At 47.8% G+C, this 23,560-nt stretch carries 26 protein-coding genes and 1 pseudogene; 15 read left to right on the forward strand and 12 right to left on the reverse strand.

Annotated elements, in window-relative coordinates:
* Window positions 1–43: 43 nt before the first annotated feature.
* The 8 genes from ACN08Z_RS00755 to ACN08Z_RS00790 all read left to right on the forward strand — a co-directional run bounded on the left by ACN08Z_RS00755 (window position 44) and on the right by ACN08Z_RS00790 (window position 4,145).
* Window positions 44–535: an Asp23/Gls24 family envelope stress response protein gene (locus ACN08Z_RS00755; RefSeq protein ID WP_419101183.1), complete on the forward strand. Its 492-nt coding sequence runs from the start codon at window positions 44–46 to the stop codon at window positions 533–535.
* Window positions 535–735 (forward strand): hypothetical protein, encoded by a 201-nt coding sequence (locus ACN08Z_RS00760; RefSeq protein ID WP_419101184.1) that lies wholly within the window; start codon window positions 535–537, stop codon window positions 733–735. The genes ACN08Z_RS00755 and ACN08Z_RS00760 overlap by 1 nt, the downstream gene beginning before the upstream one ends.
* A gap of 40 nt (window positions 736–775) precedes the next feature.
* Window positions 776–1,135, forward strand: coding sequence for a hypothetical protein (locus ACN08Z_RS00765; protein WP_419101185.1), 360 nt, complete (start codon window positions 776–778; stop codon window positions 1,133–1,135).
* The gene (locus tag ACN08Z_RS00770; protein ID WP_419102733.1) at window positions 1,132–1,758 is read left to right on the forward strand and encodes a hypothetical protein; all 627 of its coding nucleotides are present in this window, start codon (window positions 1,132–1,134) and stop codon (window positions 1,756–1,758) included. The genes ACN08Z_RS00765 and ACN08Z_RS00770 overlap by 4 nt, the downstream gene beginning before the upstream one ends.
* Before the next feature lie 2 nt (window positions 1,759–1,760).
* Entirely contained in the window at window positions 1,761–2,384 is a 624-nt protein-coding gene (locus ACN08Z_RS00775) for a hypothetical protein (RefSeq protein ID WP_419102734.1), read from the forward strand.
* Between the two features lie 87 nt (window positions 2,385–2,471).
* Entirely contained in the window at window positions 2,472–3,035 is a 564-nt protein-coding gene (locus ACN08Z_RS00780; protein ID WP_419101188.1) for an RNA polymerase sigma factor, read from the forward strand.
* Window positions 3,035–3,691, forward strand: a complete 657-nt coding sequence (locus ACN08Z_RS00785) for an Asp23/Gls24 family envelope stress response protein (protein WP_419101189.1) — start codon at window positions 3,035–3,037, stop codon at window positions 3,689–3,691. The genes ACN08Z_RS00780 and ACN08Z_RS00785 overlap by 1 nt, the downstream gene beginning before the upstream one ends.
* A gap of 1 nt (window position 3,692) precedes the next feature.
* Window positions 3,693–4,145: a hypothetical protein gene (locus tag ACN08Z_RS00790; protein ID WP_419102735.1), complete on the forward strand. Its 453-nt coding sequence runs from the start codon at window positions 3,693–3,695 to the stop codon at window positions 4,143–4,145.
* A 69-nt stretch (window positions 4,146–4,214) separates the two neighbouring features.
* Here the strand turns inward: ACN08Z_RS00790 and ACN08Z_RS00795 are convergent, their stop codons facing one another.
* The 3 genes from ACN08Z_RS00795 to ACN08Z_RS00805 all read right to left on the reverse strand — a co-directional run bounded on the left by ACN08Z_RS00795 (window position 4,215) and on the right by ACN08Z_RS00805 (window position 6,896).
* A complete protein-coding gene (locus tag ACN08Z_RS00795; RefSeq protein WP_419102736.1) occupies window positions 4,215–4,580 on the reverse strand; it encodes a hypothetical protein in 366 nt (121 codons plus the stop codon).
* Window positions 4,581–4,736: 156 nt separating this feature from the next.
* Window positions 4,737–5,330 carry a hypothetical protein gene (locus ACN08Z_RS00800; RefSeq protein WP_419102737.1) on the reverse strand — a complete coding sequence of 198 codons (594 nt, stop codon included), beginning with the start codon at window positions 5,328–5,330 and terminating at the stop codon, window positions 4,737–4,739.
* Between the two features lie 66 nt (window positions 5,331–5,396).
* The gene (locus tag ACN08Z_RS00805; protein WP_419102738.1) at window positions 5,397–6,896 is read right to left on the reverse strand and encodes a PLP-dependent aminotransferase family protein; all 1,500 of its coding nucleotides are present in this window, start codon (window positions 6,894–6,896) and stop codon (window positions 5,397–5,399) included.
* Window positions 6,897–6,985: 89 nt separating this feature from the next.
* Between ACN08Z_RS00805 and pdxS the strand changes: the two genes are divergently transcribed.
* The 3 genes and pseudogenes from pdxS (at window position 6,986) to ACN08Z_RS00820 (ending at window position 8,580) form a co-directional block, all read left to right on the forward strand.
* Complete coding sequence (pdxS, locus tag ACN08Z_RS00810) at window positions 6,986–7,891, forward strand: pyridoxal 5'-phosphate synthase lyase subunit PdxS (protein ID WP_419102739.1); 906 nt, start codon at window positions 6,986–6,988, stop codon at window positions 7,889–7,891.
* Between the two features lie 125 nt (window positions 7,892–8,016).
* Window positions 8,017–8,127, forward strand: a pseudogene (locus ACN08Z_RS00815) (helix-turn-helix domain-containing protein); the annotation flags it as partial.
* Window positions 8,128–8,142: 15 nt separating this feature from the next.
* Complete coding sequence (locus tag ACN08Z_RS00820) at window positions 8,143–8,580, forward strand: hypothetical protein (RefSeq protein WP_419102740.1); 438 nt, start codon at window positions 8,143–8,145, stop codon at window positions 8,578–8,580.
* Window positions 8,581–8,789: 209 nt separating this feature from the next.
* Here the strand turns inward: ACN08Z_RS00820 and ACN08Z_RS00825 are convergent, their stop codons facing one another.
* Window positions 8,790–9,374 carry an ABC transporter permease gene (locus ACN08Z_RS00825; RefSeq protein WP_419102741.1) on the reverse strand — a complete coding sequence of 195 codons (585 nt, stop codon included), beginning with the start codon at window positions 9,372–9,374 and terminating at the stop codon, window positions 8,790–8,792.
* A 126-nt stretch (window positions 9,375–9,500) separates the two neighbouring features.
* Window positions 9,501–10,241 carry an ABC transporter ATP-binding protein gene (locus tag ACN08Z_RS00830; protein WP_419102742.1) on the reverse strand — a complete coding sequence of 247 codons (741 nt, stop codon included), beginning with the start codon at window positions 10,239–10,241 and terminating at the stop codon, window positions 9,501–9,503.
* Between the two features lie 215 nt (window positions 10,242–10,456).
* Here ACN08Z_RS00830 and pdxT point away from each other — a divergent pair, with 215 nt between their 5' ends.
* Window positions 10,457–11,095 (forward strand): pyridoxal 5'-phosphate synthase glutaminase subunit PdxT, encoded by a 639-nt coding sequence (gene pdxT / locus ACN08Z_RS00835; protein ID WP_419102743.1) that lies wholly within the window; start codon window positions 10,457–10,459, stop codon window positions 11,093–11,095.
* 57 nt (window positions 11,096–11,152) lie between these two features.
* Window positions 11,153–12,190, forward strand: coding sequence for a YeiH family protein (locus ACN08Z_RS00840; RefSeq protein WP_419102744.1), 1,038 nt, complete (start codon window positions 11,153–11,155; stop codon window positions 12,188–12,190).
* 65 nt (window positions 12,191–12,255) lie between these two features.
* On the opposite strand, the gene ACN08Z_RS00845 is transcribed toward ACN08Z_RS00840, so the two are convergent.
* The 4 genes from ACN08Z_RS00845 to ACN08Z_RS00860 form a co-directional block, all read right to left on the reverse strand.
* Entirely contained in the window at window positions 12,256–13,581 is a 1,326-nt protein-coding gene (locus ACN08Z_RS00845; RefSeq protein ID WP_419102745.1) for an MFS transporter, read from the reverse strand.
* A gap of 167 nt (window positions 13,582–13,748) precedes the next feature.
* Window positions 13,749–15,101, reverse strand: a complete 1,353-nt coding sequence (locus ACN08Z_RS00850; RefSeq protein ID WP_419102746.1) for an MATE family efflux transporter — start codon at window positions 15,099–15,101, stop codon at window positions 13,749–13,751.
* A 31-nt stretch (window positions 15,102–15,132) separates the two neighbouring features.
* Window positions 15,133–15,663 (reverse strand): GNAT family N-acetyltransferase, encoded by a 531-nt coding sequence (locus ACN08Z_RS00855; RefSeq protein WP_419102747.1) that lies wholly within the window; start codon window positions 15,661–15,663, stop codon window positions 15,133–15,135.
* A gap of 72 nt (window positions 15,664–15,735) precedes the next feature.
* Window positions 15,736–16,143, reverse strand: coding sequence for an RNA-binding S4 domain-containing protein (locus ACN08Z_RS00860; RefSeq protein ID WP_419101202.1), 408 nt, complete (start codon window positions 16,141–16,143; stop codon window positions 15,736–15,738).
* Window positions 16,144–16,204: 61 nt separating this feature from the next.
* Here ACN08Z_RS00860 and ACN08Z_RS00865 point away from each other — a divergent pair, with 61 nt between their 5' ends.
* Window positions 16,205–17,482, forward strand: coding sequence for a sucrase ferredoxin (locus ACN08Z_RS00865; protein ID WP_419102748.1), 1,278 nt, complete (start codon window positions 16,205–16,207; stop codon window positions 17,480–17,482).
* Window positions 17,483–17,597: 115 nt separating this feature from the next.
* Here ACN08Z_RS00865 and gabT read toward each other — a convergent pair whose 3' ends face one another.
* The 3 genes from gabT to ACN08Z_RS00880 all read right to left on the reverse strand — a co-directional run bounded on the left by gabT (window position 17,598) and on the right by ACN08Z_RS00880 (window position 22,041).
* On the reverse strand, window positions 17,598–18,938 hold the full coding sequence (gene gabT, locus ACN08Z_RS00870; RefSeq protein ID WP_419102749.1) for a 4-aminobutyrate--2-oxoglutarate transaminase: 1,341 nt from the start codon (window positions 18,936–18,938) through the stop codon (window positions 17,598–17,600).
* Window positions 18,939–19,070: 132 nt separating this feature from the next.
* Complete coding sequence (locus ACN08Z_RS00875) at window positions 19,071–20,498, reverse strand: gamma-aminobutyraldehyde dehydrogenase (protein ID WP_419102750.1); 1,428 nt, start codon at window positions 20,496–20,498, stop codon at window positions 19,071–19,073.
* A gap of 55 nt (window positions 20,499–20,553) precedes the next feature.
* Complete coding sequence (locus tag ACN08Z_RS00880; protein WP_419102751.1) at window positions 20,554–22,041, reverse strand: NAD-dependent succinate-semialdehyde dehydrogenase; 1,488 nt, start codon at window positions 22,039–22,041, stop codon at window positions 20,554–20,556.
* Between the two features lie 202 nt (window positions 22,042–22,243).
* On the opposite strand from ACN08Z_RS00880, the gene ACN08Z_RS00885 reads away from it, so the two are divergent.
* On the forward strand, window positions 22,244–23,557 hold the full coding sequence (locus tag ACN08Z_RS00885; protein WP_419102752.1) for a hypothetical protein: 1,314 nt from the start codon (window positions 22,244–22,246) through the stop codon (window positions 23,555–23,557).
* Window positions 23,558–23,560: the final 3 nt, after the last annotated feature.

Consider the following 23,560-nt stretch of genomic DNA (forward strand, 5'->3'; position numbering starts at 1 on the left):
TTTTTTAGCCATTATGACAATAAACTCGCAAGGAGAAAGAATCATGGCACAGAACACTAAGGTAACCCCTGCAGATGTAGAGTCCAAGAGCACTTCAGCTTCCTCTGGTCCTGCAAAGAACATTGGCGCAGATAGCGGTCAGGGTACCACCCACGTCAATGACGCAGTTATCGCTAAGATTGCTGGTCTCGCTCTTCGCGATGTAGAAGGCGTTTACGCACTTGGTGGCGGCGCAGCTCGCGCATTGGGCGCTATTCGTTCCTTCGCTGGTCAGGAAGAAAACCTTAAGCAGGGTGTTTCTGTAGAGGTTGGCCAGACTCAGGCTGCTGTAGATCTCTCCCTCGTTGTTGAGTACCCTTACCCCCTCTACAAGGTTGCTGAAGACGCACGTAACTCCGTCATCAAGGCAATTGAAGACCTCGCTGGTCTTGAGGTAACTGAAGTAAACATCGAAATTCTCGATGTTCATGTTGCTTCTGAAGATGACGAAGAAGAAGTAGAAGAAGAAACCAAGACTGAAAGCCGTGTTAAGTAGTGAGTAAGACTCTAATCGGATTATTAGTAGCCGCAGTGCTTGCATATGCAGCACTTGATCATGGATTTGGCGGATTCCTCCTCGCTGTAATTTTCCTTGCAGCAGGTGGATTCCTCGGGGCAATGCTCGAAAACGGTTCTTTGAACCTTGATGAAGCATGGAAGTCTCTCGTAAATAAAAAGGGCTCTTCCTCCAACTAATCCATGTCACTTCGGTGAATAGTCCACGAAAGTACAAGCAATGAATTCAAGTAGTCGCGGAAACACGATTGTTGCCCGCAAGGCTCTGGTTACCGTGTGCACTGCTGTTGCTTCTGAGGCGTTCGGTGTGGCGTCATCTGATATTAAGACGACGCTCACCGATCACTCAGGTAAGCTCGGCGTGAACATTTCTATACCGCTTCGTGCTCCACGTCTCGACGAGATTCCCACTTCACCTGACTTTCTTCAAGAAATGGGTGGCACGGTCTTTGATTTGGTGGAGCGCGCTCGTGCGCTAGTTATCGCACAGGCCAGTGAGATTACTGGTCGTGAGATTGGCGCAGTAAATGTCAGCATTTCAGGTATTACCGAGTACGGAAAGCAGGTGCGTGTTCAATGAGTCGTCATCAAGAATATGTCGAAGAATATCCCACCGCTCGTCGCGCTCCAGGGCCGTTTGTTAAATATATGGTTCGTCGCGAAACGCACTCTTCACGTGCTGGCGTCTCCATCTTCTTCGCGGTCTTATTGCTCGCCGTCATTCTTTGGGCTGGTATTGAACTAGTTTTGAGCATGGCAGGGCAGAAGGCTCTTTTGCTCAGCGGTGAACAGATGTTTGATGGTGTAGCTCAGCTACCTTCAGGCATACCTGACTGGGCACTCTACCTAACGGGCGCTGTTCTTGTCATCCTCGGTATCTTCGCTGTTCAAAAGGCGTTGTCGCCTGGGACTTTGGCAAAGCATTCTTTAGGATCTCGCCAGAGAGTCGCTTTTGTTGCAGATGATAAAGTCATCGCTGCGGCAATGAGCGAGGCAGTACGCCGTCAATTCGGTTTCAATCAGGAGCAGGTCACCACAAGTATCTACCACGCTAAGGCTGTTGTAGAGATTGTTCCGACCTCTGGTTCGGTTGTACCGACTCAAGAAATCACTGATTTTGCACAAAAAACCTTGGACGCATACGGTTTTGTACCGACAATGCGCGCTTCGGTCACTGTTACTGGAGAAGGGCTGGTGGCATAAAGATGGGTAACGCACCTCGCGCACTCAATAGAATCTTACTGACCCTCTTCGGCTTAGTATTCCTTGCTTTAGGTGCAGGGCTTATCGCGTTGAAAGTCTCTGAGCCTTTGGCACAGTACTGGAATGATGCTGTTGATCAGGTAGAACAGCCAGCACGCGATGTGTTTGCGGCAGCTGCAACTCCTTGGGGTTTTAGCTGGGTAACAGTCGGAGTTGTTGTTCTAGCGGTCATCGCCGTTTTCCTTCTGGTACGTTGGATTTTTGCTCAGCATGGTAACCGCGCTCATTCTGTAGCTTCTAGTCAGCACTCGGTAAAGTCGCAGGGCTCTCAGGGACGCACAGAACTTGCTGCTAGTTTCGCTAAAGACGCTGTCAAAGAGTCTTTTGAGCAAAACCCTGACGTTCTAAGTACAAGTGTTACGGCACTTAAACTCCCCAAGAAAACCTCTGGATTATTTGTCAAGGTTGAAGTTCGACAGGGCGCAAACCCGCTCTCACTACGGGAAACAGTTGATAAGACTGTTGCTGGTTTAGATGCCCTTACAGGACAAGAAATTCCTGTAACGGTCTATTTGACCGGCGGGATTCGCGCCATGATGTCCAAGGACACACAACGGGTAAACTAACCCTTAGAACACATAAGGCAGAACCACACGAGTTATTAATGTTGTTGGTTCTGCCTTGTGTTTTTGTGAGACCGGGAAGGAAAACACATGGCATTACTCACCCCCGATAGAGTAGCAGGACTATCTGACGCATTATTGTGCGAAAGATCTGCAAACGGCGATTCAGACGCATTTCAAGCTCTATTACGTAGACATGCTCCTTCCATGAGGGCCTACGCTATTCGGTTAACAGGAAGCACCGCTGACGCAGACGATGTTCTCCAAGAAACCTTTATTCAGGCGTGGAAGAAAATGGATACGGTCGAGAACCCTGAACGTGTTAAAAGCTGGCTCATGATGCTTGTCAACCGTAAAGGAATCGATCTTATTAGAGCGCGTAAGCTCAACGCCGACATTGATAATTCACCCGAACCCGTCGCTGCAGGAGCTACTCCTGAGCAAAGTGCTATTACGGGTTCACAGATGGGTGCGCTCTCCGAAGTGCTCAAAACATTACCCGTTCAGCAACGGCAGATATGGGTGATGAGGGAACTTGGTGGAGCCTCATATAAAGAAATTGCACAGACATTGATGATTAGCGAATCTAGTGTTCGAGGAAAACTTGCTCGAGCAAGAATCGCACTGCTTGATGGATTGGAGGGCTGGAAATAATGTCTGATTGTAGAATCCCTCTCAGCGTCTTAAGTGACTGGTTGGATGATGAACACGAAAATAATGAAACGGTAGCCCATAGAAAAACAACAGAACATATTGATCAATGTCCTGTATGTACACAACGAGTCAAGGCGCTACGTAAGCTCGGCACACTCACCGCTGAGCTCTCTGAGCATGACCTTAAAGAGCAAAATAAGGATACGAGCTGGATTGATACGCTCTTGAATAATATTGCTCTCGAAACTAAAGCTGGACGTTCTATCCCCCTACGCTCAGATAACGAGTTTGACCGTCTAACACAAACGGAAGGTTCAGTTATCTCAGCTATCCGTTCAGCCGCTGATGAGTTAGAGGACGTCGTTATTGGTAAATGCCATCTTGATGGTGATGTGACTGTTATCGATTCCCCCATTACGGTTAATGTCACTGCATCTATTCGTTTTGGCACAGTTATTGACAACGCTGCTGAAGAGTTACGAACACTGATTCTCAAAGAAATTGAGCGTATTAGTGAGCTGAACGTTCAGATGGTGAACGTGACGATTCAAGATATTTTTGATGCTGCTCAAACGCAACACACACGTCAGAAGAAAACTGGTGCTTGGGGGATGCTCCGCGACGAAGCTGCCTTCGAATACCGGAAAGGTGCGTGATATGCCACAAATCATTCATATTGAGCCACATTCCTCCCACGATTCTGATTCCCAAAATAACACGCAAGAAGAATACCAAGGTTCTGAATTATCAATTGATATTTCTCGGATACGCAAGGAAGTATTAGCGGTAGAGGGTGTAGAGAAAATCTACCCTCATTATGCTGGTGCTACACGTATTTTGCGGGCGATGAGCGCGGTTAACTCTACGGTGGGTTCAACGGTTCGAGAAACCCTTAACGGGTCTGCCTCATCTGAGCAGAAAAAGGGTATTGACTCTAATCGTTCTCGTTCTTCACAGAGTGCGGTGCAGACTCCCCAACTAAATATTGTTCTTCGTTTAGGAACAACCTCGAGTGCGAATGTTCCAGATACCGTACGGACTGTAGCGCAGGTTGTCCGTCGTATTGTGGAAGAGCCAGTGGTTCTTCATATAGACATTGTCAATAGCTAAAAATATGCTGGTGACGAGCTTTCCCTCGTCACCAGCATATTTATTTTAAGTTTTATCGCCACAACGTCTTTAGCGCTCTTGAGAGTTTTTCTCCTCTTGAGAGGTTTTCTGTTGTGCTTTTTCTGCGCGTGCTTGGGCTTCACGTCGGGCACGGGCTTCGGCGTAAAGTTTTGCTGAAGAACGGTTGATTCCGGTACCTTGCCCTAGTTCAGGAGAGTTCGGTTTTTCAACAAGAATTAATGTTGCACAAACAACGATGGTAACGATAAAAACTGCACCAGCAACCGTAAACGCTAAAACATATTGTGGGCGGTTATTTGTTCCACCTGTTGCAGTGATGAAGGTTCCCCAAAACGCAACGACGGCTAGAATTGAGGCGATGACGAGCGGCCCTGTCACCTGCTCTTTGAAACCTCTAGGGCGCTGTTGTACCACTAAACTTTCCTCCTGATGTGTCTCATCCAGTCTACTCGTTAACCGGCGAGCATGCAGAGAATGTTAATCTTTCAGCTTGTCGTGTGCATTTCCCCAAAGAAAACTTCAAGCTACTGGGAACTTGGATGAGGTAAGAGACGTCGTTTTGTAGGTGTTCTATATTTCTAGAGGTTTCCCGAGCCGGTGCCACGTGATAACACCGGTGCTTAGAAACACACCGGTAATGATTGCGCCACAGCTGAACACTCCAAGCATGGCTCTATCGCCGATACCGCTCACAGCCCAGAAGCTCAGCCCTGTTGCAAGCATCATGATTCCTTCAAAACGCCAATCTTTAGCAAGTGCGTTGTTGTTCTTTAACTTGTTTGAAAAGATGGTTTGCGCAGCACCAGAAATACACCATCCTATTCCGAGGATAACTCCGGCTGAAGTTTCTTCCCGTGCAAAAAATAGATATATCAGCGTAGTTATGCACAACACTACGGACGAGGTGACAAAGAGAAACCGACTCTTGTCTTTTTCTGTTGCAGATAAAGTTTTGTATAGGTAGCTATGCACAACTGCCAACATGACCATAAATGGTGAAATCATATAGCGAAGTACGTCAAGACTGGGGTTCACCATGAATAACGTGATGAGACCGAATACAACGTATATTGATGCGTGGACGGCAGTCCACTGGCTTAGCAACTGTTTTTTCTGCTTTGATTGGTTGTTTGAAGATTTTGAGTGGGTACGGTTTTGAGTCACGGTATAAGGCTATCGGAAAAGAGTATTTTCGTGCGAGTAGAGAACTGATAATTCTCAGAGTCTGTTTTAGGGATTGCAGATGATGCGGGTTAGCAGTGTCATTGCTTGTTCGAGGTGCCGTTCTGATACTGCACCGAAGCCGATGATTAGCCCGTAGTCTTGACGCGGCATACCATTATGCGACCAGTATTCTCCTAAGCTTCTGACGGATACTCCTTGTTCTTTAGCTCGCGCTACAACCTTTTGTTCTTTGAGGTATTGTTCTTCTGCGCTGAGGTGATTTATTGACGCAAATTTGAGGATAGCGTGTAGTCCACCGTCCATGGGTAAAAGTGTGCACTGTTGAGAGAGTTCACTGTGGTCATAATAGTTTTGCACAAGGCGTCGTCTTGTGGCGTAAGTTCTTCGCATCTTTGCGATATGGCGACGTACCGTACCGTTTTGTAGGAGGAGTGTCATCGCTTCTTGAGTAATGGCAGAGACAGGTGAGCCGAGCTGGGTTCTGAGCGTGCTAAGTGGCTCATGTAGGTGTTGCGGAGTGAGAAGGTAGCCTAGCCCAACGGCTGGGGAGAGGGTTTTAGCGAACGATCCGAGGGTAACGACACAATCATAGTGTGATGCTAGATGATGTGAGCGAGTGAGTGAAGCGAGCGCGGGGACGGGGTCTCCTGTGTAACGCAGTTCGGAGTCGTAGTCGTCTTCGACGATGAGGGCTTTGTTTTTGTGTGCCCATTCGAGCAGTTCGAGTCTGCGTGTGATAGGCATGGTGGTGCCTAGTGGGTATTGGTGGCTTGGTGCAAGAAGGATGATATCTGGTGGGGTGTGAGGAGGTAGGTGTTGGGGGTTGAGTCCTTGTGTATCGAGGGGTATCGGCATGATGGTGTGTCCGAAGGTGGCAGGAATTTTTTGTAGTGAGGGGTACCCTGGGTTTTCAACGGCGATACGTAGTGGTCGGTCTTTGATGATGGTTCTTAGTGTTGAGAGGATGAGTCTAAATCCGTCTCGTGCTCCTGATGTGATGAGTAGCTCTTCGGGGTGGGTGATGACGCTTCGGGTGATTCGCAGGTGTTCGGCTAGTTCTTTTTTGAGGGTGGGAGAACCTGTGGCAGGGTATGTTGTTCCGACGTTGGCTGCTGCGGTTCTCCATGCTGCTCTCCATGGTGTGCTGGCGAGTGTGGAGGTGTCTGGGGTGCCTGGGCGTAGGTCGATAATGGTGTTTTGAGGTGTTCTCAGGTGACTAGTGGAAAGGTGTGTTGGTGTGGTGGGCTGTGGTGTGTTGGTGTGGTGTTTGTTGTGGGGGTGAGGTAGGTGGGGGTTGATGGTTGTTCCGGTGTGTGTGGCGTGTAGGTATCCTTCTGCGGTGAGTTGTTCGTAGGCGGAGACGATTGTTCCTCTGGAGACGTTGAGACGTTGAGCGAGTGTTCGTGTTGAGGGTAGCGGGTCTGATGCGATGAGTGTGCCGTTGAGGATGAGTTCGCGTATTTTTTCTGCCAGTTGGCTTGGTAGTGAGGTTGTGAGGTTGCGGTTGAGGGTGATGGGTAGTTCTACGGAAGCTGAGGTGTGCATAGGAGTGTGGTAGTTCCACCTAGTGGTCTAAAATTTTTGTTGATTCTTGGCTCTATCTTAGACCAGCGTTTTAGGGCACAGTAGAGACCATGACTGAAAATACTGAACTTCATGGATCTCCCCTCGTCAAACGAGGATTAGCAGATATGCTCAAAGGTGGCGTCATTATGGACGTTGTCAACGCTGAACAAGCAAAAATTGCAGAAGATGCTGGTGCTGTTGCGGTGATGGCACTGGAGCGTGTGCCTGCCGATATTCGTGCTCAAGGTGGCGTTGCTCGTATGAGTGACCCCGACATGATTGAAGATATTATTAACGCGGTGTCTATCCCTGTGATGGCTAAAGCACGCATTGGACATTTTGTTGAGGCGCAGGTTCTTCAATCTCTCAAGGTGGATTACATTGATGAATCTGAGGTTCTTTCTCCTGCTGATTATGTGAATCATATTGATAAACAGCAGTTCACTGTTCCCTTTGTGTGTGGTGCAACTAATTTGGGTGAAGCACTTCGCCGTATTGCTGAAGGTGCGGCGATGATTCGTTCTAAGGGCGAAGCTGGCACGGGCGATGTTTCTGAAGCGACAAAGCATATTCGCACGATTAAATCTGAGATTGCTGAGCTACAAGCACTATATGCGACCTCTCCTGACGCGTTGTATGTGAAAGCTAAAGAGCTTGCTGCACCGTACGACATCGTTGTGGAAGTGGCACGCACAGGAAAACTTCCGGTGGTTCTTTTTACTGCTGGTGGTGTGGCAACCCCCGCTGACGCTGCAATGATGATGCAGCTTGGTGCAGATGGTGTTTTTGTTGGTTCTGGCATTTTTAAGTCTGGTGACCCTGTTGCTCGTGCACGTGCCATCGTTAAGGCCACTGCGTTCTATAACGACCCTGCTGTTATCGCTGAGGCTTCTCGTGGTTTGGGTGAAGCGATGGTTGGTATTAATGTTGCGGACCTTCCAGCACCTCACCGTTTAGCTGAGCGCGGCTGGTAAGAATTGTAATTACACAAAAATTCTTGTGGTAGTTGTGCGTATTCTTCATCGAGGATGTGCACAACTATCACGTTAAAACACTGACTTGATACGTCGAAGGGTTAAAACAGTAAGTAGCAGAGCTATGCGCTACCGGCTTATCCGTCCGAGTTATCGCATATCAACTAGATATTTCCAAAAGCAGTGTCGCACGATATATTAAAGAATTCGAGAAAGAAAATAATGTAAGCGTATAAAGGATTGATGAACATATGAAGAAATTTTATTTTCTGACTACTTTTACGCTATTTTCTTTAGCTATTACGTCTTGTGGATTTCCCTCATCTTCATCACCGTCCAGCGCTGGAACAAAAGTTCCTGAACTGTTTTCACCAATTGAAAAGGATGGTTCTTATACCAGGACTTTCTATAGCAATTTTCCGCTGGACAATCCGAAGAGTTCTTTAGTCGCTTCTGACGCTTCCGGAAAAGGCCCTTTCACTGCTTATATAGCATGCAGTGAAGGAGAGGAGATGGCTGTATCTATCGATTCAGAAATCGAAAAAACTGTACCTTGTGATGAATCAGTTTATGAGATTCATGAAATCCAAAAAATTGCACTCTCAGGGGGTATAAAAGCTACTGTAGAGTCCTCTAAAAAGTCAGGAAGCTGGCAGATTCAGTTCCTAAGTTCTAGAAGCTTTAACTAGACATTATAGTTTTGCAATCAGCACCAGCGCGCAGGCGCCACCAACCCAATACCTCAGACCGAACCCGTACCATCTACTCAACACATCGGTGCTCTGCACCGAGTATTGTCCACGCACAAAAAGTTGCGCACGGTTTTATGCTGAGACCAGCGGGATATATCAAAAGTTAGGGAAAGGGTGTGCACAACTACCACGTTAAATACATAAATTTAGCGTTCTCGACTCAGATACTCAGTCTTACGCAAAAGCATCACTGCAGTGACAACACCAAGAACGACCCATAACCCCGCACATAAAATCCCCAAAGAACTCATCTGCCTCAAAACACCAACTTGATACGTCAAAGGGTTAAAACCAGCAAGAACAGCAAGCCAATTTCCCTGAATAGGGTAAAACAAGGGAGCAGTAAAAACTACTGGAAGTGACGTCACAGTAACAACAAAATCACGTGTAGCGTACGAGTCCACTTTCCCGCCTAAGGCTGCACCAAAGCCACACCATCCAGCAACAAAAAGAACGCCCACACCTAATAAGGTTAAAACCCTCCACATATCTGGTGCAGACTCAGGGAAAATAAGCAGAGAACACGCAAACAAGAGCGCAAACTGAGCAATAAATACCAATGCACCAAAAAGCACAATGCTTAATACATACCCGACTACCGAACCGCCTTGAAGGATATATAAGGCCAGCACTCCCCACTTACGGTCATTAGCGACATCACTCATACTTGCTGTGGCAGAACGAAAGGCCAGCAAACATACCAGTCCTGCCAACACAAATTCGCTATACACATCGACCTTATTTTCCAACGAAGGTCGAAGCCCCTGTAGACAGGAAAACTAAGTAAGCAACAGGTTCTATAAAACGACCAAGATAGGACGTACGCCAGTTCCATAAGGAGAGGATATGAAATTTTATTAAGGGTTAAAGGGCGTAGCATTAGAAAATAGTCTCCCTAATATGTGTGTAAATATCCCAAAATCATCTGTCTCTCTAGGGGAAAGGCTTAGATAGTCTTCAACAGGTAAATCAGCGATTATTTTTCCGTGGTCGATAGCCACTACTCGGGTGCAGTGTTTCGAGAATCGTGATGTTTCGTGAGTGCTTATTAATGCTGTTGATCCGTGTTCTTTACGTTCATCAAGATATTTAAAAACTGTTTCTATACCTTCAGGGTCGAGACCGGTAGTTGGTTCATCAAGAATCATTAGTTGGGGGTTTCCGACGATTGCACGTGCAATTTGAGTTCGTCGTAGCTCTCCCCCAGACAGAGTTTCTGCAGTTTTTCCGAGATAATCGCTCAGCCCAAGGGTGTGAGTGACTTCGTCTATGGAAACACGCTGTGATTTCTGTAAGGCACTACGTCGAAGCTCTACACCGAGTGCAATGTTTTGACGCACGGTAAGAGACCAATCGATGATTTCTCGTTGAGGACACCACCCTATCTCTGAACGGTTGATATTCGTTGATAGTGTTCCTGCTGTTGGGTGTGTAAAACCGCTGACGAGGTCAAAAAGGGTTGATTTTCCTGCGCCGTTATGTCCTACTACTGCTATGACTTCTGCTGGGTTGATAGTCAGGTTTACGTTGTCTATTGCCGGTGTTGTTTTCTTGGGAAATTTTTTGACTAAGCCTTCTGCAACAATGATTGGTTTCAAGGTATCAGCTTTCTCGAAGTGCTTAATGAATATTCTCTTCTATATAGGTCTTTCTAAGACGTCATTCTCTCTTATATGAGTTTGATAATACATTTCTTATAAACAGTAGAGACATATTTCCTTATCAGAACGAATCAATAAAACGAGTATGCTTAGTTTAGCCACAGATTTTATCTGTATAAGTTTGCGCGAGAAAAACACGAAGGGTACAAACATTGACCACTATTGTTAACAATTCTGGGAACGGTAAAACTGTTGGTGTTCTTGCCCTTCAAGGTGGCGTCGCAGAACACACACAAATGATGGAATCTCTGGGCGCGCAGGTAGTTCTTGTTAAAAAGGCTGAGCACCTTCATGGGTTAGACGCGTTGATTCTTCCCGGTGGAGAGTCTTCTACCATTGACCGTCTTACTCGTATTTTTGGGGTACGGGATGCCTTACGCGAAGCTATTATCTCAGGTGTCCCAACGTTAGGTACTTGTGCTGGGCTCATCATGTTAGCGCACACTGTAGACGACCCTGCACCGGGTCAGCAAACACTCGATATTCTTGATATTTCTGTAGATCGTAACGCTTTTGGTTCGCAGGTTGATTCTGCCGAGACAGAGGTTCTTTGGCGTGGGGCAGATGAACAGCTACACCCTGTTCATGCGGCTTTTATTCGGGCTCCTCGAGTGAGTCGAGTGGGTCAAGATGTTCAGGTAACAGCTCATCATGGTGGGCAGGTTGTCGGTGTTCGGCAGGGCAATGTTATGGGTATTTCTTTTCACCCTGAACTTACGGGCGATACAACGATTCATCGTGAGCTGCTTAGCATGACGAATTTTAGATCATCATTCTGTTCTCTGTCTTAAACGTTGAAGCTGTCATATCTTGGTGTACGTATCGTAGATATGGGTTATGTTTAGTTTATGTTCAGTACTTTTACCTCCCGCTTACACGGTATTCTCTTTGCAATTGCGTTAACAGTGGGAGCTTATCTCATCACGTTTATTCCGGGGTTTCAGCTTGTTAGCGTTCTCCTGTTGGCGATTGTTCTCGGCATTTTGATGCGGAATGTGGGTCTTATCCCCGATTCTTGTTCAGCAGGTTTGACGTATTCGAGTAAAACGTTTTTGAGGGTTGGTGTTGTGCTCTTGGGGTTGCGCCTGGCAATTCCTGACATTCTTGAGCTAGGTTGGGGCGTGCTTTTTATCATTGCGGTCACGGTGCTGAGCACGTATCTGGTGACGTTGTGGTGCGGACGTTTGATGGGTGTTGCCCATAATTCTCGTATGCTTATTGCGACGGGTACAGCTATTTGTGGTGCTTCTGCGGTTGCTGGTATGTCTGCGGTGTTAGAGAAAAAAGATGATTCCGAAGAGGATGTGGAGTCTTCTGCGACTACTGCTATTGCTTGTGTAACACTGTTTGGAACATTTTTGATGTTTCTTATTCCGGCGTTAGCTGTTCAGTTTGGTCTTTCGTCCGAGCAGGCTGGGGTTTGGATTGGTACTTCTATCCATGAGGTGGGTCAGGTTGTTGCGGGTGCTGGGTTTATCGGTACGGATGTGGTGGCAACTGCTACGGTGACGAAGTTGGGTCGTGTGGTTCTTCTTGCTCCTTTGGTTGCTTATGTGGGGTATCGGCAGGGGCAAGAGAAAGCTCGTCGTGGGGTGTCGTCTCAGAAGCGGCCACCGTTGTTGCCACTTTTTGTGGTGGGTTTTCTTATTGCAGTATTTTTGCGTTCAGTATTGAGCTATATGGGGTTTGATGGTGTTCTTAGCAGCGTGTTGAGGGGTGCTGAGGTTCTGTCAACTGTGTTGATTACTGTTGCGATGGGTGCGATGGGCACTAATGTTCATCTTCGGAAGATTATGACGACGGGGTTGAGCGCTGTTGTTTTGGGTGCTGTTGCGAGTGTGGTTGCGGCTGTGGTGAGCCTTGTCTTGGTCTTAGTCATCATGTAGGTTTTCAAGCATCTTAGGTTCTCATGGGTGCCTACCGTGAGTAGTTGAGTGAAAATATACTTTCATTATTGCTGTTGGGCTGCTGTCGTAAAGTGGTAAGTATTTTTAATAGCTAGCCAAGCTATTGAGCATAGTATTGAGATGATAGCAACAACTAGGAAAACTGGTGTTCCACCAAATTTATCCATGATATATGCGGCAATAATTATTGTTATTGCATTGAAAATTAGTTCAACAGTATCTATGACGGAGAACCAAGCAGCAATTTTTCCTTGAGGCGCATTGAGCTGGATAAGAAGGGTCATCCCTCTCAACTGAAAGACACTACCGAACCCTAAGATAAATGCCCCAACCATAGCAATGCTTAGTGTTCCGTAGGATAGAGCAATGATGGCACCTCCTAAACCGGTGATAAAACATCCAATACCAAATAATTTGGAAATAGTATCTTTTGTAGATTTTCCAATAAAAAATGCCGCGATAAAAGATCCTAGAGCCATAGCTCCTAAAACTAAACCAGCAGAAGATGTGTCTAAGGTAAATTCGTGTACCAATAGCGCGAATAGGAGCAGTAGAACTGTGGATATGGCAACCGTAGCTAACGTGTCAATCACAAGGAAATATCTCCACGACGGTGACCTTAAAATGTAAGATAGCGTCTGCTGGAAACCGTTAGGAAGACTCGTACTCTCTGCTGGCTTTTCTTCTAAAGTTCCATCTAATTTTTCCTGCTGGTTATGCTCAGACTTTTCTGTTAAGTGTGCCTGCTGTCCAATAGTTACTCCCATCTGCTGGTTTTTGACCGTTGATAAGAAGAAAACAAGTAAGGTATAACTTAGCCCATAGAGTATTCCTACAATAATTAATGACTTAAATCCTGGGAAGTCGAAAATAATTGCGCCGGATATAACGGGTGCGGCGATAGATGATATAGACCGAACCGATGAATCAAGACCGGAAAATTGGATGAGACTTCTCTCGTCATCGCCGAAGACTTCGGGAAGTGCTGATTCGTGAGCAATTCCAACTAACTGATTAATAAAGTCGATAGCTCCAGCTAAAAGTACTATAAGAATAATGCTGGTAACACCAAATATGAGGTTAGATAGACCAGCAGTGATAAGCAGCAAAGAAGCTAATGAAGTAAATATTATGACTGCTTTTATGGGACCAATTGCGTCTATCTTTGACCCTAAAGTTGCTGATGCTACTGCTTCAGTAAGATATCCTGCAAAATATATCCAACCGATTGCTATAACGCTATCAGATATGTCCAGAGCGGTTTTAGCGAAGGACATATCGTAAGTTGATTCTGAAACTGAACCAATAAATCCTGAAAGTATAAAGATAGATATTAATATTATTTTTAATACTTTTTTACGGGATGACATCTCTTTACCTGCTCAAAAGATATTGAACATCCACTGTCAACGTCGAAATACACTTTGTGTGATTATTTATATTTTCAAAGTTCGTTGACAACAGAACCGCTCATGTGTGACGCAAGTCAATATATCATAAAGGTTCAAAATTAGTTCAAATATTTTTATTGCACATCCTACCGAACCCATATCTCAGTGCGAGCGCGTCGGCCAAGAGTCACGGCACGAGCACCCATGAAAACCGTAGAATACGCTAACCATAGAGCGATAAAGGCCGCACTCTGCCCCATGAGCGGGGTGAGGACGTCAACGAGTAGAAGTGACGGCACGTAGGCACCTAAAACAATGAGTGAAGCAATGCCAAGATAACGCATGTCTTCTGCGCCCATCAGCACCCCGTCTAGAACAAAAACATATGTGGCTAATGGTTGGGTGAGTCCCACAACTAATAAGGACAACACAAAAAGGTGTTGAACGTGCGGGTCAGAACTAAAAATCCAGCTACTGGTAAAACCGATGAGTGCACAGAAAATTCCTGTAATTACACCAAAATAAAGACTCCACCGCACCAAAGCATTTTTAAGATCAAGAACAGCGTTCTTTCCTTGTGCCGTGTTGAGGTTCTGCGCACCCAGTTCTTTACCTAAAAGAGCCTGTGCAGCGATAGCCAAAGAGTCGAGCGCAAAAGCAAGAAAGCTAAAAAAGCTCATGGTGAGCTGATAGGTTGCAAGAGCTGTCTGCCCTTGATGTGTGGCAACAATAACCGTACCGAGTAACGCCACTCGCATAGAAAGCGAGCGCAACATGAGCCATGAGCCGAGAGCAAATACGTGGCGAAGCCCCGAAAGTTCGGGTGCAAGTTGCACACCGTATCGGGTGATACCCCGCCACAAACTCACACTGAGGACAGCGAACATGCCCCATTGTACGGTGGCGGTAGCAATAGCAGAGCCGGCAAGTCCCCACCCCAGAAGGTAAATCATCACCCAGTCGAGGACGATGTTCACAATCGCGCCGACGGTGGCAACATAGAGCGGGGTTTTTGTGTCTTGTAAACCTCGTAGCACCCCTACGATGGCGAGTACACCGAGCATGGCGGGCAGTCCAAGTAGTGAGGGGTGTAAGTATTCTTGGGCGTTGATGGTGGTGACGGTGTCTGCTCCTAATGCGGTGAAGAGCTGTTGAGAGAAAACCCACCCTAAGATGCCAAGTAGTACCCCTAGTCCGAGGGCGACCCAGAGCGCGTTTCGTCCTACAGCGTAGGCTTGAGCGAGATTATTTTTTCCGTAGGCTCGGGCAACTGCTGGTGTTGTGGAGTATGAGAGGAACACCATTAGCCCTATGACTGTTTGGATGATGGTCGAGCCGAGGGTGAGTCCTGCTAGTTTGTCGGTGCCGAGGTGTCCGATCATGGCAGAGTCAGCCATGACGAAGAGCGGTTCAGCGACGAGTGCGCCAAAGGCTGGTATTGCTAAGTGAAGGATTTGTCGGTGCAAGGTATTGGAGGGTGCAGGGCGGGTAGCTGACATAATCTTTACTCTACTTGTGTGGGGCAGGTGTTTAGAGGTTGAAACGGCGTATGACGTCGTCTCCGTAGATGTCTTGGGTGAGGTAGAATTTGCGTTCTCCGACGATACGGAAACCGTATTTTTCGTAGAATTTGTTGGCACGTATGTTGAGTTTTGCGGTGCCGAGCCATAGTGTTGTGAATCCTGCTTGTCGCGCTTGTTCGCAGACGGCATCCATCATTTTTTGGGCTGTTCCGTTGCCGCGTACGGATGGGTCTAGATAGAACTTGCTTAAGCATGCTGCTTCTGCAACGATTTCGGGGTTTTCGGCGGTGTTGGTGCAGAGGACGGTGTACCCGACAGGTTGTTTGTTCTTTTCGAGGATGCCTACTTGGTAGTGTTCTGAACGGATGTATTCTTCAAAGATTTTTTGTGAGAGTTTTTCGTTGATGAAGGTTTGTACTGCTTCTTGGGGGATGTAGGACGGTGTTGCGTCAGGGAACATCTTTTGTGCGAAGGTGTGCAGTATGGGTGCGTCGTTGAGGTTTGCTAACCGGTAGTTTGGGGTTTCTTCATGTATCACTCGCTCTATCCTAGTGGCAGGGGTGAGTCGACGGAAGAGAGCTTTTCCTCTCTATAGGTTGAGTATCAGATTTTAAGATTTTTCGTATCCTCGAAGTTTGTTGAGTTCACGACGTTGAGCTTTTGTTGGGCGCCCCGCGCCAGGTTCACGGCGGGGAACACCGCCACGCAATAAATATGATGGGTATGGTTCGGATAAGTCCTCGTAACAGGTTACCGCGATAGGTGCGCCTACTCGACGAGAAATGGTACGAATAACTTTCAGGACCTTCTCATATCCGGGGTATCGTACACGTATCACGTCTCCCGGTTTTACTGTTCGCGAGGGTTTAACAGCGCTATCGTCGATACGTACGTGCCCTGCTTTACATTCACTCTGCGCTAAGGATCGTGTTTTAAAGATACGTACAGACCACAACCACACATCAACCCGAACTGGTGGATTATGTTGATGAGATGAGCTGAGGTTGTCCTGACTCATTTTCTGTGCCTTTCCTCAAAACAAATATGATTCTCTTAGCATACCCAGCTAAGCTGAAGATATGACTACCGCCCTCTCCCTCCCACCATGCTCGCATGAGGAGATTCTTTCTACTATCCGTTTCCCTGTTCTTCCACCAGAGTCTTGTTCTCAGAATGTTGAGGGGGAAACTTATGGGACGGCTACACGTACCCGTGGATGGGTTGGTGTTGAGGTGCCAGGGCAGTGGGGGCGAGATATCCTCAAAGGGGGCAGTGTTCATTCTGCACTTGCTCGAAGAATTGCGCGTAAGGTTAAAAAACTTCGCGGATATAAGCTGTTGTTTATTAGGGAGCCGGTTTCACGTGGAAGTCAATCTCAGCAGAAGCGTCAAATACACCGCATTTTTATTGTTAATAGTGCACAGGGGAAGCAGCGCACGTACCGTTTTGAGGTTCCTCATTTAGAGAAGATGCTCTCTCTTCCGTTGCACTCACCGCAGAAGATTAAGGGTGTTGAGAAGGTTCCTCATAGTCTCATATTTTTGTGTACTCATGGTAAGCGTGATCGGTGTTGCGCGTTAGCAGGACGGCCTATTGCACAGTATCTCAAGCAGGTTCGCCCTCCGGAGACGGTTTGGGAGTGTTCGCATATTGGTGGGCATCGTTTAGCTCCCACCGGTGTGGTGTTGCCTGCTGGTTATATGTATGGTCGGTTGACTCCTGCTACTGCTCTTATGGCGGTGGTGTCTTTAGAGGAGTATCAGGTTCCATCGTTGGCTGGTATTCGTGGTTGTTCTTCTCTTGCGGCGGTTCATCAGGTGGCAGAGGTTGCTGTTCGTGAGTATCTTGCTCAGGGTGGAGAAGAGCCTACTATTTCTCAGCTGTCGTTTTCTTCTGTTAAAAGTGAGAAGTCCTCAAAGAAAAAGAAGAGTCTTAAGAAGTCTCGAGAGTATCGGCAGTTGAAGAAGAAGTATGCGCGGTTGCGTAAGAGTCGACTGTGGCGTGAGCAGAAGGCGCGGGCGAAGGTTCTACGCAAAAAGTTGTCTTATGGTCAGGCATGTGTTGAAGAGCTGGTAGAGCTCAATGAGCTTAATCGGCGGTATCGTGAGGTTAAAGAGCAGTACCGTCGTGAGAAGTATGCGTTGCTTCATGGTGGGCAGGATACTGGGTCTTCTCAAGTTTTTTCGTCCGCGCATAAGGGTGTTCAGCGCTCTATTGTTCGCCATGAGGATGGTCGTTCGTGGGTTGTTGTCACAGCTAAAACGAAGACTGCTCCGGCACGTGAGTCTTGCGGTAAGGGAGAAAAACCGCTTTCAACGTTTAAGGTTCTCTCGGTGGAGAAGGTGTCTCATCGTTAGTCAGTTGCTGGTAAGTTTTCAGGTGTGGTTCTGAAGATTGCAGTTTTTCTTGTTAAAGTGTTGTCCCCGTAGCATGCGCGCTACGGGGACAACACTTTTAGAGTGTAGGAATGTTTTAGATTGAGCGGATACCTTCAACCAGAATATCTAATGCCTGTTCAAGGAGATTTTCTGGGATGGTTAGAGGAGGTAATAGGCGTACAACGTTGCCATATGTTCCGCAGGTGAGGATAAGCACTCCGCGTTCTAGGCAGTAGCTTGCAATATCTCGTGCTGCTTGCGGGTGTGGTTCTTGTGAGTTGGTGTCGAGAACGAACTCTAGTGCCATCATGGCGCCGCGTCCACGTACTTGACCAAGAATAGGCAGTTCGTGGACGAGTGGTTCAAGTTTTTGGCGGATGAGTTGTTCAATACGTAACGCGCGTTCGTTGAGGTTCCACTCTTGCATGGTTTTAATAGTGGCGAGAGCTGAGGCGCAGGCGACAGGGTTTCCGCCATAGGTGCCGCCGAGTCCGCCTGGTTGCACTTTTTCGAAGAGTTCAGCTCGTCCGGTAACGGCTGATAATGGCATACCACCGGCAATGCCTTTTGCGGTGGTGATGAGGTCTGGTTCGATGTCTTCATATTCGCTGGCGAACCATCGTCCGGTACGGCAGAATCCGGCTTGTACTTCGTCGGCGATGAAGACGATGTCTTTGCTCTTTGCCCATTGTGCGATGTTAGAGAGGAATCCTTCTGCGGGGACGATGAATCCGCCTTCACCTTGAATGGGTTCGATGAGCACGGCGGCGATGTATTCTGCTCCGACTTGTTTTTCGATGATGTCGATAGCTCGTTGTGCCGCTTGTGTGCCGGTGAGTTCTTCACCGTCACGGTAGGGGTAGCTCATGGGAACACGGTAGATTTCTGGTGCGAATGGGCCAAAGCCTTTTTTGTAGGGGGTGGCTTTTGCGGTGAGTGCCATGGTGAGGTTGGTTCGCCCGTGGTATGCGTGGTCGAAAACGATGATGGCGTTACGTCCGGTTGCTGCGCGCGCGATTTTTACGGCGTTTTCTACGGCTTCTGCGCCGGAGTTGAAGAGGACGGATCGTTTAGGGAAGTTACCGGGGGTGAGTTCGTTGAGTTTTTCTGCTACCGCAATATATCCCTCGTAGGGGGTGACCATAAAACAGGTGTGGGTGAAATGTTCGCTGGCTTCTTGGATGGCTTTGACTACTCGTGGGGCGCTTGCGCCTACGGAGGTCACGGCGATGCCTGAGCCGAGGTCTACGAAGGAGTTTCCGTCGACGTCGAGGATTACTCCGCCGTCTGCGTCTTGTGCGTAGATGGGTGCGGTGGAGGCGACTCCGGCGGGTACGGCGTCTGCGCGTCGTTGTGCTAGTTGTTGTGAGTGTTCACCGGGGAAGGTGCCGTTGAGTTTGATTTCTTGTGGTAGGCGGTAGGTTATGTTTGTCATTGATGTACTTTCTCTTAGAGGAAGCAACCGAGAAGAGTTGACGTTTCACGTGAAACGTTTGGGGCTCTTCTCGGCAGCTTTTGTGTTCAGTCACTTCACAAGCAGGAGCTAAAGACTCCCGCCGTAGAGGAATTACACGCTCATATCACTCATCACGTGTTTGACGCGGGTGTACTCTTCTACTGAATACAGGGAGAGGTCTTTGCCGTATCCAGAGAGTTTGTATCCTCCATGTGGCATTTCTGCGGTGAGCATGACGTGAGTGTTAATCCATACAGCACCAAAATCCAGGTCACGAGACATGCGCATGGCAACACCATGGTTGTTTGTCCACACAGAAGAGGCCAAGGCATACGAGACGTCATTAGCTAGTTCTAGAGCTTCTGCCTCATCACTGAAAGGTTGCACAGTCAGAACCGGAGCAAATGTTTCTTCTTGGACGATAGGATCTTGCTGTTTGACGTTACTAATCACCGTGGGGGCGATGAAGTATCCGCGTTCAGTGCAACGAACACCGCCCGTATCAACAACCGCGTGCTCAGGAAGGTTCTCTAGCTTCTGCATAACCGTCTTGAAATGGTTGACGTTATTGAGCGGGCCATAATAGTTCTTTGAGTCGTCTGCGTCTCCGGTCGTAATCTTTTCGGCTTCTTGCACCAGCAGTGCACGGAATTGTTCGTAGACAGACTCTTCAACAAGAACACGAGTAATAGCAGTGCAGTCTTGACCAGCATTAAAGTACCCGAATTCGGTGAGCATACGAGCTGCGCGAGGTAAATCTGCATCAGCGAAAACAATGGCGGGAGCTTTACCACCAAGTTCAAGGTGTGCACGTTTGAGGTCTTTTGCGGCGCTTGCGGCGACTGCTTGGCCTGCACGCACTGAACCGGTAATAGAGACCATGGACGGGGTGGGGTGTTCTACCATCTGAGCCCCAACACTTGCGTCTCCTAAGAGTACATTCACCACGCCGGCAGGGAAAATATTCTGAATGAGCTGGGCCAGCACCAGAGTGGATTCTGGGGTAGTGTCCGAGGGTTTAAGAACAACGGTATTACCGGCCGCCAAAGCTGGCCCCAGTTTCCACACGGCCATTAGGAGCGGGTAGTTCCATGGGGCGACTTGGGCAACAACACCTACGGGTTCACGGCGAACATAGGAGGTATGGTCGGCCATGTATTCGTAGGCTGCTTTGCCTTCAAGGGTGCGTGCGCAACCAGCAAAGAAGCGCATTTGGTCTGCACCGGCGAGAACTTCTTCGTTGCGGATGATTTCTCGTGGCTGACCGGTATTGCGGTGTTGCGCTTCAACCAGTTTGTCGGCGTTTTCTTCCATGGCTGTTGCCAGCTCAAGGAGGTATTTTTGTCGTTGTGATGGGGTGGTTCGTCGCCAACTAGTGAAGGCTTCACGAGCGGCGCTCATGGCAGCTTCGATCTCTTCTGCTGTTGCAATAGGTGATTGTGCGACGGTTTCTTCGGTTGCGGGGTTAACGATATCGAGTGTCTCGACTGAAAGAGAGTCGATAAATTCTCCGTTAATGAAGTGTTGTAGGCGTTTCATGGGGTGAACCCTTCATTGTGTCTTGGGGTGACGTACATTACTTACAGCATATCTTCTAAAGAGCGTAGGGGTCTTTAACTCCGATATATTGCGTGTAGGTGTATTCATCGATGCCTTCTGCGGCTCCTTCACGACCTAAACCAGAATGTTTAACTCCGCCAAAGGGTGCAGCCGCGTTAGAGATAACCCCAGCATTCCAACCCACCAAACCAAATTCTAGGTGGTCAGCGGCACGCAGTTGACGCTGATAATCCTTAGTGTAAACGTAGGAGGCAAGCCCGTATTCGGTGTTATTAGCCATGCGGTAAGCTTCATATTCATCGCTAAAGGTCATAATGGGTGCAATAGGCCCAAAGATTTCTTCACGAATCACAGATGCTTCTGCTGGAACGTTAGCTAACACGGTTGGTTCAAAGAAATATCCTGCACCATCTATTGCGTGACCGCCCACAACGATACGAGCACCGTGAGCTACCGCGTCAGCAACTTTTTCGCTCATCTGTTCTTGTGCTTTCTTTTCAATGAGAGGACCGCAAGTAACCCCTTCATCCATGCCGTTGCCGACTTTCATCTGACGGATTTTTTCGGCAAATTTTTCAGTGAATTCTTCAGCAACTGATTCGTGCACAATAAAACGGTTTGCAGCGGTGCAGGCTTGACCCATGTTTCGCATCTTTGCGCCCATTGCGCCGTTGACGGCGTCATCAATATCAGCATCGTCAAAGACGATAAATGGCGCGTTTCCGCCGAGTTCCATGGAGGTGCGCAGAACATTTGCGGAAGCTTGTTCGAGGAGTTTTTTGCCGACTTCTGTTGATCCAGTAAAGGACACTTTACGCAGTCGAGAATCAGCAAGCAGGGGTGCGCTAATAGCAGATGCTGAGGCTGAGGGTACGACGTTGAGTACTCCGTGAGGGAGTCCAGCATCGAGCATTGTTTGCGCAAAGTATTGTGCGGTCAAAGGGGTGAGTCGTGCTGGCTTGAGAATCATGGTGCAGCCAGCGGCGATAGCTGGGGCGACTTTGCGTGTTGCCATAGCAAGAGGAAAATTCCATGGGGTGATGAGCAAGCACGGACCAACAGGTTTGCGGGAGGTGAGGATACGGTTTGTTCCTTCGGGTGTGTTAACGTATCGCCCGTAGTTGCGAACGGTTTCTTCAGAGAACCAGCGAAGAAACTCAGCACCGTATTTTACTTCTCCGTGAGCTTCTGCAAGCGGTTTACCCATTTCAAGTGTCATAAGTTGCGCAAAGTCTTCAGCGCGTTCTGTGACGAGCTCGTAGGCGCGACGAAGAATTTCAGCTCGTTCACGTGCAGGAGTTTCAACCCACCCCTTGTTTTTATATGCGGCGTCTAACGCTTCAGTAGCGTCTTGAGAAGTTGCTGAGGCAATAGTTGCTAGTTTTTCTTCAGTTGCAGGGTTGAACACGTCAAAGGTTTCTCCGGTGGAGCTTTCTTTCCACTGGTCGCCAATGAGCAAACCGGTGGGTACTTTGTTGATGAGTTCGGTAATTGCGGTGTTCACGTTAGTCCTTTTCTCCATGTTCTTCGTTGAATGTTGGAATGATAGGGGGAAGATGATGATTCTTCTATCACACCCCAACCTAATGCGTTAAGGCAATTTTGGCGAGGTTTTATTATTTTTGCTACCGTTATCACGATATTAATGGCTTTTGTTGAAGGTATTTTTAATCTTCCTATCGCAAGAGTCTGTACACAATGCGACGGTATGAGAAAATGACCCCATGAGTTTGAATAGCTCCCCCACAAACACTGTAGATTTATCGGCTCTGACCTCACTTCTAGAGAATTACTCACAGCAGGCACAAGAGCCTATTCACGCGCACCTTCATAGCTCTCGCGGTGAAATAGTTGAACTTTCATTGACGAACGACGGCGGAAATATCATTATTGACGCCACACTCACGCAGAACTTTCTTGTGACTGCTCAAGAGTTGCGAAATAGTGGTGTTATTCCCCCTAACGCTACGATTAGTATCGACACCTCTGCTTCTCACAACAACTCTGATGTTGAGACTGTTAAGTCTGACCCCGGAGATTTAGATTCTGTCCCAACCACGAAGAATGACGGTTTAGCCCTTCATCGTGCATTGACACGTTTGGGACATAGCAAGGGTTATTCACCGTCAGATATTGATTACATCATCAAAAAACGTGGGGGTATTACTCTGCCGGAGCTACGTTTTTATCGTTCGACGGTGCGTGATGGAAAAATTGCGGACGGACCCCACGGGGATATCCTTGCATCACATATTGAAGAAGATTTTGGTACGAGCGACCTTGCAGATGCTCAGCTTCCACGTATTCCAGCGCAACCGAGCGATATTGTACAGCCGTTGTTATCTCATCGGCTGTGGGTAGAAATTGCCCATGATACAGATACTCTTTATGCGGTAGATCTTGCCCCTGGGGCCTCTGGCGCAAAGGGACAGGTTATTAGCCGTGACCCGCGTATTGCAGAGCCGCCTCGTCTTCTTGCTCGTTCGTTCTCAGATTTTGTGACTGGCAACTGGGTCAGCGAAGAGGAGCGCGGTAAGAGTTGGGGCGTATCGGTTGGTTCTTCTTCTGTTCAGTGGACGAGCTCTACCACTGTCAAAGAAGATGACAGCACGCACGAGAGTCAACCACAGCAGGAGCAGGCTGTTCCAGCAGTGACGATGGATTCTCTTACAGAGCCTGCATCTTCTCAGGTTCTTTCAGATGATTTCCTACCTGCTGAAGAGTCTGCTGCTTCTGAGCAAGTTACGATATCTTATCGTTCGCAGGTTGATGAATTTTTACGGCATACCAAGCAGAATGAGCAAAAATCTCAGGAAGAGTTTGCTCAAGATTTTGCAACTCATGCTTTTGGCGATACCGAAGAATCTTCTGCTGTTGAGACAGAGGCGTCATCATCATCTTCAGATGAGTCACTTCCTGTTTCTACTCAGGAGAAGAATCTTGAGGCAGAGCGTGATGAGCCGAAGAGACGTCATTTTGCAGAGTCTGAACCGGAGAGTGTTCTTAAAGCTGCGGTTAAAAAGTTTTTCCTCGGTTAGGTC

This window comes from Rothia sp. P7181, assembly GCF_048513015.1.
Lineage (GTDB): Bacteria > Actinomycetota > Actinomycetes > Actinomycetales > Micrococcaceae > Rothia.